Here is a 14,597-nt window from a genome sequence, read left to right as displayed (position 1 = left end):
ATAGATGAGAAATGTACCATGGTCAATTTTCCTCAAAGTGCTAAGAATTTAACCGCTACCCTATTAATCAGCAGCCTGCTGTTGCTGGGTTGTCAAAAAATGAATGCCAAAGAAAACACTGGCTCTGCGCGTGCTGCTAGCAAATCGGATGTATTGCCGACTGATACGTTAGCCACCTTACAAGGTTTGAGCCAAATCAATCCCAGATTAGGCAAAGTGGGTCGTCATGTGATTGACCCCAACAAACCAACTGTGGTGAAATTTTGGGCAAGCTGGTGCCCGCTGTGTTTGGCAACGCTGCAAGAAAGCGACGCATGGGCAAAGCAGTATCCCAATATGAATGTCGTCACCGTGGTCAGTCCAAGTCATTTGAGTGAAAAATCCCCCCAAGATTTTCAAACTTGGTACACAGTGCTTGCTAAAGACTATGCTAACCTACCGGTGCTTATGGATAACAATGGCAAGCTGATTAAACAATTTGGTGTGCAAGTCTATCCCAGTTTTGCGATTTTGGATAAACAAGGTAATTTATTAAAACTGGTCAAAGGTAATCTTACTCCCACACAAATCCAAGCCTTGTCAGACAATGCTAGCAACGACTTTGCAGAACTCAAAGCCATGAATCAAGCAAAAACTCCGCCTAGCCAGACTGACCAAGCTGATGAGCAGGCTAATAAACAAACTAATAAGCAAGCCGCTAGCATCAAAGCCTTAGCACCGATTAACCATAACGGTGTATATTATCAGGCAGATGGTAAAACCCCGATTCGCACGCATACTATCTATCTGGCGGGTGGCTGCTTTTGGGGGCTAGAGGCGTATATGGAGCGCGTGGATGGTGTGGTCGATGCGATATCGGGTTATGCCAATGGCAATAGCGCGAACCCGAGCTATGAGCAGGTGACAGCAGGCTCAGGGCACGCAGAAACCGTCAAAGTTATCTATGATATCGATAAAACCAATCTTGCGACCCTCTTGGCATACTACGTGCGAGTGATTGACCCGACCAGTCTCAACAAACAAGGCAATGATCGCGGGGCGCAATATCGTACCGGCATTTATTATACCGATGCCAATGATAAGCCAATCATTGATAAAACCCTTGCCGATTTGGCAAAAAAATATCCGCAAAAAATTGTGGTAGAAAATAAACCCTTGGCGAATTTTTATGACGCAGAAAATTATCACCAAGATTATCTGAGCAAAAATCCCAATGGCTACTGCCATATTGATATTAGCCTTGCCAATCAAAAAATCCCCGTTATCAAAGCCTTAGCGCCTGCCACGACAGTCACTGAAGCACTAAATCCTAGCCGCTATCAAAACTACGATAAAAATGTAAAAAGTCGGTTGACCCAAGCGCAGTATGACGTTACCCAAAACGCAGCTACAGAGCGCGCCTTTAGCCATCAATACGACCATTTGTTTGATAAGGGTATATATGTGGATATCGTCAGTGGCGAGCCATTGTTTTTATCCACGGATAAATATGATTCGGGGTGCGGCTGGCCGAGTTTTACCAAACCCATTAGCGCAAACGTCATTACCACCTCAACCGATAGCAGTTTTAACATGATACGAACAGAAGTGCGCTCGCGGGTCGCTAACTCACATTTGGGGCATGTGTTTGATGATGGTCCCAAGGATAAAGGCGGATTACGCTACTGTATTAATGGCGATGCGCTACAATTTATCGCTTTGGCAGACATGCAAGCGGCAGGCTATGGCGCACTTATGCCATTGGTCAAATAGCCAGTCAACTAGGCAGCACGTTGACTGGTATCGATATCAAAAACGCTTTGACAAGCCATCAGCTGCCAAGGCGTTGTTGATGATGCTAAGACTTTAAAATTTTTAGATATGCGCTTATAAAAATTTGGTCATCACCCTGAGCGGCAATATTTTCATACCAATCCCAATCGGCAGCCAAGGCCATGCTGGGACAAAGGCTTCATCCACTTTGGCTTCAATCGCTTCGACAATCGCTTCGACGCCCTCTTCTTCTGTGCTTTCAAACGGCAAATATTTGGCACCGATATTAAGCTCGGTACGGATATAACCGGGATAAATGGTGGTGACAGTAATCGGACGTTTTTCCTGCATCATATCAGCGCGAATGCCTTCAGCTAAATTTGCCAGTCCCGCTTTGGCGGCGGCATAGGTGGTAAGATGACGGGGCAAACCGCGCACCGCTGACATACTTGAGATGACCACCAACTGACCGCTATTTTGCTGGCGAAAAATCTTCATCGCCGCCTCACATTGGGCAATCGCTGCGATAAAATTGACTTCAGCGGTATGGCGATTGGTCTCAAAGCGTCCATGACCAATGACGCGGCTATCACCTACCCCTGCATTGACGATAATTTTATCAATGGTTTTCCCTCGGGTTTTGCAGTCACTCACAAAGCTATCAAATACCGTAAAAATCTGATTATAATCGGTGACATCCAAAGTTTTGACAGCGACTTTGACAGGGTACTTGCTTTCAATGTCTTGCTTTAACGCAGTTAATCGCTCTTCTCGTCTGGCGCAAATTGCCAAATCATAGCCTAGATAAGCAAATCGGCGTGCCATCATCGCGCCAATCCCTGAGCTGGCGCCGGTAATCAATACGGTTTTGCCTTGACCGATACCTTGTAGCTCAGCCAATGAGCGGCGATTGACCAGTTTGTTCATCACAAATTGACCATATTTATCAATTTTTTGTAGCGCGTTTTCAAGTTTTTTCATCGTTTGCTTGCCTGTACCACTCAGTTATCGTAACAATAAATAAAAAATCATCAAAGAGGCGCTGATTTTATCATTTCGACCCTTGTGTAGCATACTGCAAATATCATTATAGGCGTTAAATACATAATATAAACAAGGATGGCGATAGGGTTAACGATGACTGACACCCTTTAGCCCTCCATACTGGTTAGCCCTTCACACTCGCTATTTTTTATAACAGCCTCCTACTCGGTGATGTTAAATCTGTCGCCAAAGGCAAATATATAGGCTGGCAACGCGCTATATTAAGATGCTCTATATTAGGACGCCCTATATCAAGACACCCAATGTGAAGACAATAAAAAACCCAAATTAGCGCAAGGTCTCATTTGGGGTTTTTTACCATTCTTTGGTTTATGCCAAACCATTGACCCATGTCAGTGGGGCGTTTTTCATCCAATCACTCATCAGTGTCCAGGGTTGTTCAGGGACACACGCTTCATCAGGCTCACCTTCAATCGCGATTGCCAATGCTTTGGTGCCGATTTCTTCACTCACTTCAAAGGGTAACGGTTTAGCGCCTTCGTTAATCTCAGTGCGTATATAGCCTGGATATATCGTTGACACTTTAATCGGTAACTCAGATAGCAGCATATCGGCGCGAATCCCTTCAGCAAGCTTTGCAATCGCTGATTTACTTGCCGCGTACACTGACATATGTTTTGGCAGACCACGGAACGCCGACATACTTGAGATAACCACCAAATGACCGCTATTTTGGGCGCGAAAAATTTCCATTGCCGCTTCACACTGGGCAAGACCTGAAATAAAATTGATTTCGGCAGTTTTGCGATTAATTTCAAAATTACCCTTGCCAATACGGCGACCCTCACCGACCCCTGCATTGATGATGATACGATCAAGCCTGCCAAACTCTTGGGCAAATTCATGAAACACTTTAAAAACCTGTGCATAATCAGTTACATCGAGTGCCTTGACACTGACTTTAATCGTCGGATTATCCGCTAACAGGTTGGCTTTGAGTTGTTCTAGGCGTTCGGTGCGTCGCGCACAAATTGCCAGGTTATAACCCATGCGAGCAAAATGGGTCGCCATGCCTGCCCCTAGCCCCGAGCTTGCGCCAGTAATCAAGATAGTTTTACCCTTGCCCACTTGGTTATCTATAAAGGGCGATAAGTCAGTGTTCGGGGGTGTCATTGTGGCTTGAACTTGCTGCAGTAATTCCGGTAATGTTTGCATTATTTCTTCCTTAATTATTTGTTAAATTTTTTTAAACGTTAAACTGGTGAGCTAAATCTTAGCGCCAAGTCACCATCTGCTCGCCTTGTTGATATAAATAGCTAAACTCATTAAAGGTCTGTAAAAAAACACCTTGGTCACTCACGCGAAATTGGTGAACACTGGCGTTGGCAATATGCCAGTTCAAATCAAAAGCTTGCACATCTGATAGTTTCATTACTTGCTGCATGATACTGGCAATCACGCCACCTGAGGTAAATACCATCGCATGTTCATGCTCGCCAGTTTGGGCAATTAAACACTCAAAACCGTTCCAGGTGCGCTGCAAAAAGTGTTGCCAACTTTCATCATAATCGCTGTCGTACTGACCGCTTTGCCAACGGCTCACGGCTTGCCTAAAAATATCAGTAAAACTAATTTCAGGGTGTGTTTGACTGGATAAATACGCCATAAAACTGGCTTTATCCGCAAATGGCAATCCCGCTTTATAAAGAATTTGCTCATGATTAAACTCATTAAAACTGCTATCTTCACCGAGCAATAGCGGCATGGTCAAACTGGGATTTGCTATGTTTTGCACATGGTGAGTGATTTCAGTTAGTTCAATGCCTTCACGGGTGACATAATAATGGCTTAAAAAATGCTTGAGACTGTCCTTTTGGCGCGCCATGCTGCCTGACATCAGCGCGTGCACTTGCCGACCTGACTGGCGAAAACTATCACCAAGCCATTGGGTCTGAGCGATACCTTTTGGGGACAGTTGGTCATAATTGTCTGCGCCAAATGACGCTTGCCCATGACGGACAAGGCTGATGAGTTTCATGAGCATCCCTATGATTTATTGTTATTTTTTTCGATAAGTTCGACACAGCGGTCGTGCAAGGCGTTGACAATCACGCCAAAATCTTTGAACGCCGGATTATCCGTCTGCTGATGATAATAACGGTAATAAATCTGCTGCGCAATCGCTGCCAAACGAAACACCCCAAACACTTCGTAGAAGCGCCAGTTATCCACTTTCAGCCCCGTTTTTTGCAGGTAGTACTCGACCACTTCGGCACGGGTCATCATGCCTGGCAGATTGGTCGGCTGACGGCGCGTAGCTTTCATCACCGCATTGTCATCGGCTTGAATCCAGTAAGCTAACGCACAGCCCAAATCCATCAAGGGATCGCCTATCGTTGCCATTTCCCAGTCGAGCACACCAATGATATTGGTTGGATTGTTTGGGTCTAAAATCACATTGTCAAAACGCCAGTCATTATGAATTACGCTAGTTTTAACATCTGTTGGGGTGTTGGCTTTTAACCACTGACGCACATCGGCAAAATCAGGCACATCAGGCGTGCGGGCTTGCTCGTAGCGCTTATCCCAGCCCATGACTTGGCGCTCGCAGTAGCCTTCGCCTTTACCAAGTGCCACCAAATCAGGGTTTTGGGTGTAATCGACCTTGTGTAAATCAATCAGTGCATCGACCACCTGCCGGCATAGCTCGCTGACTTGCTGTTCGCTTAACGTCAACGCTTTTGGCAAGTTAGCGCGGGGAATAATACCCTCGATGCGATCCATGACATAAAAATCGCAACCAATCACGCTGTCATCGGTACACAGGGCGACCATATTGGGGACTCGTGGGTATTGTGATTGTAGCGCTTTTTGAACTTTGTACTCACGCACCATATCATGGGCGGATTTGGCTTTGGTACCTTTGGGTGGGCGGCGTAAAATCAAATCACGGTTGGCATATTTTAGGCGGTATGTCCAGTTGGATGCGCCCCCTGAAAATTGGGTAACTTCTGGCTGACCTTGCAAAGCGATGCCTTGGCTCATTAAATACTCGGTGACCGCGTCGCTGTCAATCTCTTCGCCTTTGCGTACTGGGTTCGCAGTATCAAGCATAGTCTCATCCTTGTTTTTTATCTTGTTTTTTAACTTGTATTTTTAACTAGGTCAAATAGCAAAATGACGTAACCTGACATTACGTCTTTTTTGTTAGCTATCTGTTAGTTATTTGCTAGTTATCTGGTAGTTATTTGGTCGTCGCTTGTTGGCGTTTTTTCACTTCCAGTTTGGCAATCATGCCTTTATGCACTTCGTCAGGTCCATCGGCAAGGCGTAGGCTGCGGGCTTGGTTAAAAAACATCGGCAACAGCGTATCTTGGCTCACACCCATACCCCCATGCAGCTGAATCGCCATATCGACGACTTCTTGGAGTACCGTTGGGGCGACCACTTTAATCGCGGAGATTTCGGTTAACGCCGCTTTGGTGCCAAGTTTATCCATTTTATAGGCAGCATACAGGGTTAACAGACGCGCTTGGTCAATTTTGACACGGGCGTCAGCGATACGTTCACGGTTGCCCCCTAAATCAAGCAGCGGTTTGCCAAATGCACTACGGCTTAGCCCGCGATCGATGGCAAGCTCTAGCGATTTTTCTGCCGCGCCAATACAACGCATACAGTGGTGAATCCGACCCGGTCCTAAGCGCCCTTGAGCAATCGCAAATCCCTCGCCTGCCCCACCGATGACATTGCTAATCGGCACACGCACGTTGTCAAAAAGCATTTCGCCATGTCCATGCGGTGCATCATAATCATTAAACACTTTGAGCATGCGTTCAATCTTGACGCCTTGGGTATCTATAGGTACCAGTACCATGGTGTGCTGATGATGACGATCTTTGCTCTCATCTGGGGTATGTGCCATAAAAATAATAAGTTTAGCGTTTGGATCGCCCAAACCTGATGACCACCATTTGCGACCGTTAAGCACAATTTCATCGCCTTCGACAATCGCCGTGGCTTGCATATTGGTGGCATCACTACTGGCCACTGCAGGCTCTGTCATGCCAAACACGGAGCGAATCTCGCCTGCCAATAACGGCGTTAACCATTGCTGTTTTTGGGCGTCGTTACCGTAGCGCCAAATCAATTCCATATTGCCACTATCGGGCGCATTACAGTTAAACACATGGGGTGCAATAAGGCTTCTGCCAGACAACTCAGCAATATGGGCGTATTCTTGAACGCTTAGTCCTTGACCCAGTTGCTCGTCTGGCAAAAACATATTCCAAAGATTTTGCGCACGGGCTTTGGTTTTTAATTCTTCAAGTTTGGCAGGCCATTGCCAAGTCGTCCAATCGCCTGTGGGATTAAGCTTATGCGCCGCTTGCCAAAATTCTGCTTCAATCGGTTCGATTTCAGTTTGAATAAATGCTTTAGTACGGGCGATGTAATCTTTTGCTTTATCGCTAAGTTGAAATTCCATTGGGCGTTGTCCTTATTTGGCTAAAACAATCATTGAATCAGCTTAACGGATTTATTATCATGAATAAAATGATTTTAATTAGTAAAATACTATGAATAAAATTCATACGACTGGGATGTCTTAGCCAAACTATTGAGCAAATAACCGTCATTTACTTGTAAGGTATTATCCATATGTTGCGTAAAAACCCGTTAAAGCAGCTTGACTTAAATCTACTTAGGCTATTTATCTATATTTTTGAGCTTAAAAATCTTACCCATACCGCAGAAGCTTTGCATTTAAGCCAATCTGCCATTAGTCATGCGTTAGGTCGGTTACGTCAGGCGCTCGGGGACGAACTTTTTTATCGGGAAAAAGGTGAACTGCACCCCACGCTGTATGCCAAACGGCTTTATCCCACCGTCAAACAAAGCTTTGAAAATCTTGAACAAATATTTCAAACTAACCATTTATTGAGCGACAGCAAACTTGGCGAGCTGGCGCAGCAGAGCTTTGCCACATTGACGATTGCCATGCACGATGAAATTGAATTGATTGTGTTTAACAAATTGGTCAGCCAAATTCATCAAGTCCTGCCCAATTGCCAAATCACCAGTAGTCGGCTCAATCGCTCAGCGCTTGCGCACGAACTAAAAGTTGGACAGCTGGATTTTGCCATTGATGTGGCGCGGGTGGTGGATAGTGAGATTGTGCATCAACCCTTGTTGCGAGATGAGTTTGTGCTGGTGTTGTATGCGCCAAATTTTGCGGCTGAATTGGCGAATGAACCGACTATCACCCAAGCCCAGTATTTTGCCAGTCAACATATAACTGTGTCATCCCGGCGGTTAGGTCTGTCGATTGAAGATAGTTTATTGTCCAAAGCAGGTTGGCAGCGGCAGAGTAAAATCCGTTGCCAACATTATGCCACGGCTTTTCAATTGCTAAAACAAGACAAGCTATTGCTCACCTTGCCGCGCCAGTTAGCCACCACATTTTTGCCACCCGCCCAAGGCTGGCAGATTTTGGATTTGCCAATTGAGTTGACCCATATCGAGTTACACGGCTATTGGCACCAACAACAACAGGTTGACCCGTTGTATGGGTGGCTAAGACAACAGATTTTTAGTGCGTTTCAGTAGCTCGTTTCATTAGCGCGTTGCGCTTATTGATTATTTATAGGCTATTGATTATTTATAGGCTATTGATGATTTATTCAGACAATAGCTGCTCGATACGGCCAGCGTGACGCTCTTGCTGTTTAGCCAGTGTCAAACGATTGGCGATGATGATTGATTTTAACTCCGCTAATGCCACGTCGAAATTGTCATTAATCACCACATAATCAAAATTCACGTATTGCGACATTTCATTGACCGAACCGGCAAGACGTTTTTCAATGACCTCTTGACTGTCTTGTCCGCGATTAGAGAGCCGTTGGCGCAGCGATTGGCGGTCGGGCGGTAGGATAAAAATGGTCGTGGCATCGGGACGCAATTTTTGCACTTGCAGCGCGCCCTGCCAGTCGATTTCTAAGATAACATCTAAGCCATTGCTCAGCATAAATTCTACTGTGGACTGGGCAGTGCCATAGTAGTTTTCAAACACTTCAGCATGCTCCAAAAACTCACCTTGCTTAATCATATCAGCAAATATCTCGCGGCTGACAAAGTGATAATGCTGCCCATCAATCTCACCAGGACGTGGCTTGCGAGTCGAATGCGAGATACTCACCGCCAAGTCATTGGTCGTTGCAATCAGCTGTTTGACCAGCGATGTTTTGCCAGTACCGCTTGCTGCGGTGATGATAAATAATGAGCCTTTAGTCATGACATATCCTTAGGGGTTTGATTAAATAAGTAGTAGCCATTTTTGAATCGGCTATTTTAGCAATTTTTGCTAACAATTTCTGCGTAATTTAGCCTTTCAATACCGATTCGCTGATTTTTTACGTTTAACATATTTTGCGTGTATGAACTCATGGTAAACTAGCCACATGAATCATCAATGACTGAAGAACTGCGTTATGAAAATTTTACTCGCCAATCCTCGTGGTTTTTGTGCTGGGGTCGATAGAGCCATCGAAATCGTCAATGTCTGCCTTGAGCGCTTTGAACCGCCTATTTATGTACGCCATGAAGTGGTACACAACAAATTTGTGGTGGAAGACCTTGCCAATCGCGGTGCGGTATTTGTCGAAGAGTTGGATGAAGTGCCAGATGGGGCGATTGTGATTTTTTCAGCGCATGGCGTCTCCAAAGCGGTGGAAGATGAAGCCGAACGCCGTGATTTGACGGTGTTTGATGCCACTTGCCCACTGGTTACCAAAGTCCATATCGAAGTCAATAAATTTGCCAAAACAGGCGTAGATGCGGTGTTGATTGGTCATGCCGGTCATCCAGAAGTAGAAGGCACGATGGGACGCTTCGATCCACAATACGGTGGACGTATTCACTTAATTGAAGATGTGGTGGATGTTGCCAATCTTGATTTACCGACTGATACTGATTTGGCTTTTGTCACCCAAACCACCCTATCGATGGATGACACCGCAGAAGTGATTGATGCGCTAAAAAATAAATTCCCCAAAATCCATGCGCCTCGTAAAGATGACATTTGTTATGCTACCCAAAACCGTCAAGATGCGGTCAAGGAGCTTGCGGCGCGTTGTCAAGTGGTGTTAGTGGTGGGCTCACCCAATTCATCCAACTCCAACCGCTTGCGTGAACTCGCGGAGCGTTTGGGCGCCAAAGCGCATTTGATTGATAATGCAGGCGAAATGCAAAGAGACTGGTTTGTAGGTGTGGATACGGTAGGCGTGACTGCGGGTGCGTCCGCGCCTGAAGTATTGATTCAAGAAGTATTAGATACCTTACAGTCTTGGGGCGGCGAAAAACCTGAAGAATTATCAGGTATTTTGGAAAACGTGATCTTTAGCTTGCCCAAAGCGTTACGCTCTCCCCAACTGCGTAATCCTAGTGAATCCAAGATTTAAAAGAGATATAGTATCGGACAGATGGCAAGTAAAGCCGGGTATAAGTCTACTCGGCTTTTTATTGGTCATTTCATTATTGGTGATTTAAACAATGCTTGTATGCTTTTTTCATTGTTTAAAAATTAAAAAATTGTGTCGCTTGTGCTTGAAATAGTTTTGCATTCACCCTAACTATGACAACGAACCATCATAAATTGGGTTAATTATTTTTATTCTTATTTTAGGAGTTACTTACTATGGTAGATTCAACCAAACCTGAGCCAAAAAAACATAGCTTTGAAGCGGAAGTCGCGCAGCTATTACATCTAGTCACCCACTCGCTTTATTCAAATGCGGATATCTTTGTGCGTGAGCTGGTCTCAAATGCGTCTGATGCCTGTGACAAGTTGCGCTTTGAAGGCAATCAAAACGACGCACTGTATGAAGGTGACAGTGAACTACGCATTCGCATTGATATTGATAAAGATGCCAAAACCATCAGTTTTATTGACAATGGTATCGGTATGAATGAAGCCGATGCGATAGAACATTTGGGTACTATTGCCAAATCAGGCACCAAAGCTTTCTTAGAAAAATTATCCGATGCACAAAAACAAGACGGTAATTTGATTGGTCAATTTGGGGTGGGTTTTTATTCAGGTTTTATCGTAGCGGACACCATCACGGTGGAATCGCGTAAAGCCGGTGAGCCTGCCAGCCAAGGCGTGCGCTGGGTTTCAGACGGTACCGGTGAATTCACCACCGAAACCATCGAAAAGCCTACCCGTGGCACGACAGTGATTTTACATATCACCGACGAACACAGCGAATACCTTGACCGCCACAAAATTAAATCTTTAGTCAATAAATACTCTGACCATATCAGCTTGCCAATCCAAATGCGCAAAGAAGTTTGGCAAGAAGAAGAACTCACTGACGCGCAAAAAACTGCTAATTCAGAAGCAGGGGGCGAAACTGCCAAAGATGAGATGCCCCAAGGTCAAATGATAACCACTGACGAATGGGAAACCATCAACCAAGCCAATGCCCTATGGACGCGCTCACCTTCAGAAATTACAGACGAAGAGTATAAAGAATTTTATAAAAATCTTACCTATGACTATGATGAGCCGCTAACTTGGACGCACAACCGTGTCGAAGGACGTCTACAATATACCCAGCTGCTATATATCCCTAAAAAGGCGCCGTTTGACCTGTACCAACGTGAGCAAAAACACGGTCTAAAACTGTACGTCAAACGTGTATTTATCATGGATGATGCCGAGCAGTTATTGCCGATGTATCTGCGGTTTGTCAAAGGTGTGATTGATACCGCGGATTTACCGCTCAATGTCAGCCGTGAAATCCTGCAAGAGTCTCGCGATGTCAAATCCATCCGCGATGGTAACGCCCGCCGTATATTGACCGTGCTAGCTAGCTTAGCCAATAGCGATGAAGCCGAAAAGCAAGAAAAATACCAACAGTTTTATGCTGAATTTGGCAACGTCTTAAAAGAAGGCTTGGGTGAAGACCAAAGCAATAGGGATAAAATTGCCAAATTATTGCGCTATGCCACTACCACTGATGACAATGTGGTCACCAGCTTTGACGACTATAAAGGCCGTATGAAAGACGGTCAAAAGGCGATTTATTATCTAACAGCTGAAAACCTTGCCGCCGCCAAAGCCAGTCCGCAACTTGAAGTGTTCAAGAAAAAAGGCATTGAAGTCATCTTGATGACCAACCCGGTTGATGAATGGGCAATGAACTTTATGTTTGAATACGATGGCACACCGCTACAAAACATCGCCAAAGGCGCGGTAGACTTGGGTGATTTGACCGATGAAGCCGAAAAGGAAGAAGCCAAAAAAGCGGAAGAAACCTTTAAGCCTGTGGTAGAAAAACTCAAAGGCGTGTTGGGTAGCCGTGCTAAAGATGTGCGCGTATCCAATCGCCTTGTCGACAGTCCTGCTTTGCTAGTGACTGCAGATGGTGAACTATCACCACAGATGATGCAAATGCTTAAACAAATGGGTCAACCTGTGCCAGAGAGCAAGCCAATTTTGGAAGTCAACCCGAACCATCCGCTCATTCAAAAATTGGAAAGCGCGGAGCAGTTCGATGACCTTGCGCAAGTGATTTTTGACCAAGCACTACTTGCTGAAGGCGGTCAGCTTGAAGACCCAGCCGCTTATCTAAAACGCGTTAATGCGTTGTTGATGAAGTAAGTTATTTTGCTGGCTTCAAAATAAAACCGATAAATAAAAACCGAAGCCTAGGCTGTTGCTTAGGCTTCGGTTTTTTTTGAAAACCACCGCCATCGCATTGGCTAGTGGTTGTAAGCACCACTATTTTATCAGCGCTCGGCAAGCATACATTGTTTGGGAATTTGCTTGCGATTGAGTGAGGTGATGCAGCCCCAACTACCATCGACTTTACTATCGCCAATACGGTACATGGTCAGCGTCTGACCATTGAGCCAGCGATTGGGGAATGGTACGCCTCGTACTGTCGCTTGAATCATACAATGACTGTCAGTTGGGATGCTTTCTGCTTGGGTTAGCACTTTTAACACCACTTTTTGGTTATCTGTGCTTAGCGGTGTATTGACAGGACATTGACCGGTGGCTTTGTAGATGGCATCGACTCGTCCCTGTGCGCTTTCTACGATATCAAGCACCTCAAACAGCGTGGCGTTGGCTTTTTGTTTGGCATAAATCGGCAAAAACTGCACTTGTATCACAAACAAAGAAAACGCATAAAAGCCAAACGCCAGCGCCAAACCCACCAAACTTACACCGCCGTGCCTGCGGATATGAGCCAGCTGTTTTTCCTCATCCCGCGGATACATTTCAATCGCATCGGCGATTTCACGGCGCGCCATCCGATAATAATAAGCATCGCTCCAACGTGCCACCATCACCGACCAAAATAACCAAATCGCAAGCCCAATGCCAATACGTAGCGGCATACGAATTGCTTCATCAAGATTGCGTATCAATAAATACTCTATCGCTACCAAAATGATGGTGACATTGAGCTGAATAAATGACCATCCCGCCACCGAATAGACAATGCTATCTAAAAATCGCTTACGGTATAACAGCCAAGGAAACGTCATCAAAAACCCTGCCCAATGCCACTTTGCCGTCAAGCGCCCTGCTTGATCAAACTGGGCAAAACGCTTGAGATAATACGCCTGCGAGCGATTGCCGATAAAGGCTTTGTCATACATCAGACGCTGTTTATCAGTTAGCTGTGGCTGCCAAAATGGCGGCGGTGATGTTTTTTCAAGAAATAGCATGGCGATTAGGGATTATCCATTGGTTGTTTTCACTTTTTGGGGTTTTCACTTATAATAGCCGAATTTTATCACAACCACCCTTTATCACACCAACTACGATTTTTGCAAATGATGACACATCAAGACACCCAAAGCTCTGAGAAAGTTGATGCGGCTAAACCCGATGCCCAATGCCTTTCTCCCAATCTCTCCACTAGCCCTCAACCGAATGATGAAAACCTTGATTCATCCCCGCACTATCGCGCCATTCAAACTTTTATGAAGCGCAAAACCCATGTGGGCAAAAAGGCAGAAGCTGGGTTACAGTCAGACTTTGCCCATTTTTTTGTCCAGCCCAATTTGGATGCAATACAAGCAATGGATATCGGCGGTATAACCAATTTGCGTGAGCTATTTTCAAACCCTGATGCGCCTTTGACATTTGAAATTGGCTTTGGTATGGGCACAAGCTTGGTGGAAATGGCAAAAAATGACCCAACACGAAACTTTGTCGGCATTGAAGTACATGAGGCAGGACTGGGCAATTGTGCATTTTTGGCAGGGGAACTGGGTCTAAATAACCTCAAACTCATCAGTGGTGATGCCATTGCCCTGATGCAGCAATTACCGGCGGCGCATATTGACACGCTGCAGTTGTATTTTCCCGACCCTTGGCAAAAAAAGCGCCATTACAAACGCCGTTTTGTCAGTGCTGATCGCATGAGGGTGGTGGAACGGGTGCTGAAAAAAGGCGGCATATTTCATGCTGCCACCGATTGGGAACATTATGCCCACTGGATGATTGAAGTCATGGATAGTTTAAGTGGATTTGAAAATGTCGAAGGCAAAAACAGCGAAGGTATAGGTAACTTTTTGCCGCGTCCCGATTTTCGTCCACTGACTAAATTTGAAAAACGCGGTATGGAGGAAGGTCGCGCTATTTATGACATTATGTATCGCAAAGTTTAGCGCGTTGACAATTTTATGCCATAAACAGGATAATCACAGCGATTATCCTTTTTTTATGCCTAGAATTTTTCTACAATGTGACTTTTCGTTATTAGATGGTATCTATCAGGATGTCGATTAGCGTGTGATGCCACGTAAAATCTCTATGACTA

At 45.2% G+C, this 14,597-nt stretch carries 12 protein-coding genes; 5 read left to right on the top strand and 7 right to left on the bottom strand.

Annotated features, from left to right (window positions below):
• Positions 1–18: 18 nt before the first annotated feature.
• Entirely contained in the window at positions 19–1,752 is a 1,734-nt protein-coding gene (gene msrAB, locus RT064_RS00255; protein ID WP_313060039.1) for a bifunctional peptide-methionine (S)-S-oxide reductase MsrA/peptide-methionine (R)-S-oxide reductase MsrB, read from the top strand.
• 114 nt (positions 1,753–1,866) lie between these two features.
• Here msrAB and RT064_RS00250 read toward each other — a convergent pair whose 3' ends face one another.
• From RT064_RS00250 to RT064_RS00230, 5 genes are all read right to left on the bottom strand, one after another.
• Complete coding sequence (locus tag RT064_RS00250) at positions 1,867–2,679, bottom strand: SDR family oxidoreductase (protein ID WP_313060596.1); 813 nt, start codon at positions 2,677–2,679, stop codon at positions 1,867–1,869.
• Positions 2,680–3,126: 447 nt separating this feature from the next.
• On the bottom strand, positions 3,127–3,930 hold the full coding sequence (locus tag RT064_RS00245; protein WP_313060593.1) for an SDR family oxidoreductase: 804 nt from the start codon (positions 3,928–3,930) through the stop codon (positions 3,127–3,129).
• A 100-nt stretch (positions 3,931–4,030) separates the two neighbouring features.
• Entirely contained in the window at positions 4,031–4,795 is a 765-nt protein-coding gene (locus RT064_RS00240) for a histidine phosphatase family protein (protein WP_313060037.1), read from the bottom strand.
• A gap of 8 nt (positions 4,796–4,803) precedes the next feature.
• A complete protein-coding gene (locus tag RT064_RS00235) occupies positions 4,804–5,871 on the bottom strand; it encodes a phosphotransferase family protein (protein ID WP_313060034.1) in 1,068 nt (355 codons plus the stop codon).
• Positions 5,872–6,001: 130 nt separating this feature from the next.
• On the bottom strand, positions 6,002–7,240 hold the full coding sequence (locus RT064_RS00230) for an acyl-CoA dehydrogenase family protein (protein ID WP_313060032.1): 1,239 nt from the start codon (positions 7,238–7,240) through the stop codon (positions 6,002–6,004).
• A gap of 173 nt (positions 7,241–7,413) precedes the next feature.
• On the opposite strand from RT064_RS00230, the gene RT064_RS00225 reads away from it, so the two are divergent.
• Complete coding sequence (locus RT064_RS00225) at positions 7,414–8,361, top strand: LysR family transcriptional regulator (protein WP_313060029.1); 948 nt, start codon at positions 7,414–7,416, stop codon at positions 8,359–8,361.
• A gap of 70 nt (positions 8,362–8,431) precedes the next feature.
• Here RT064_RS00225 and gmk read toward each other — a convergent pair whose 3' ends face one another.
• Positions 8,432–9,049, bottom strand: coding sequence for a guanylate kinase (gene gmk, locus RT064_RS00220; RefSeq protein ID WP_062334573.1), 618 nt, complete (start codon positions 9,047–9,049; stop codon positions 8,432–8,434).
• Positions 9,050–9,245: 196 nt separating this feature from the next.
• On the opposite strand from gmk, the gene ispH reads away from it, so the two are divergent.
• Together ispH and htpG are read left to right on the top strand one after the other, a co-directional pair.
• Positions 9,246–10,214: a 4-hydroxy-3-methylbut-2-enyl diphosphate reductase gene (gene ispH, locus RT064_RS00215; RefSeq protein ID WP_313060025.1), complete on the top strand. Its 969-nt coding sequence runs from the start codon at positions 9,246–9,248 to the stop codon at positions 10,212–10,214.
• A 236-nt stretch (positions 10,215–10,450) separates the two neighbouring features.
• Positions 10,451–12,421: a molecular chaperone HtpG gene (gene htpG, locus RT064_RS00210; protein ID WP_313060022.1), complete on the top strand. Its 1,971-nt coding sequence runs from the start codon at positions 10,451–10,453 to the stop codon at positions 12,419–12,421.
• Positions 12,422–12,549: 128 nt separating this feature from the next.
• On the opposite strand, the gene RT064_RS00205 is transcribed toward htpG, so the two are convergent.
• The gene (locus RT064_RS00205; protein ID WP_050324205.1) at positions 12,550–13,497 is read right to left on the bottom strand and encodes a pilin; all 948 of its coding nucleotides are present in this window, start codon (positions 13,495–13,497) and stop codon (positions 12,550–12,552) included.
• A 108-nt stretch (positions 13,498–13,605) separates the two neighbouring features.
• On the opposite strand from RT064_RS00205, the gene trmB reads away from it, so the two are divergent.
• The gene (gene trmB, locus RT064_RS00200) at positions 13,606–14,445 is read left to right on the top strand and encodes a tRNA (guanosine(46)-N7)-methyltransferase TrmB (protein WP_313060018.1); all 840 of its coding nucleotides are present in this window, start codon (positions 13,606–13,608) and stop codon (positions 14,443–14,445) included.
• Positions 14,446–14,597 lie beyond the last annotated feature (152 nt).

The organism is Moraxella sp. CTOTU49097 (genome assembly GCF_032064105.1).
GTDB classification, from domain to species: Bacteria; Pseudomonadota; Gammaproteobacteria; order Pseudomonadales; family Moraxellaceae; genus Faucicola; species Faucicola osloensis_B.
This window is presented reverse-complemented; position numbering and strand designations above follow the sequence as displayed.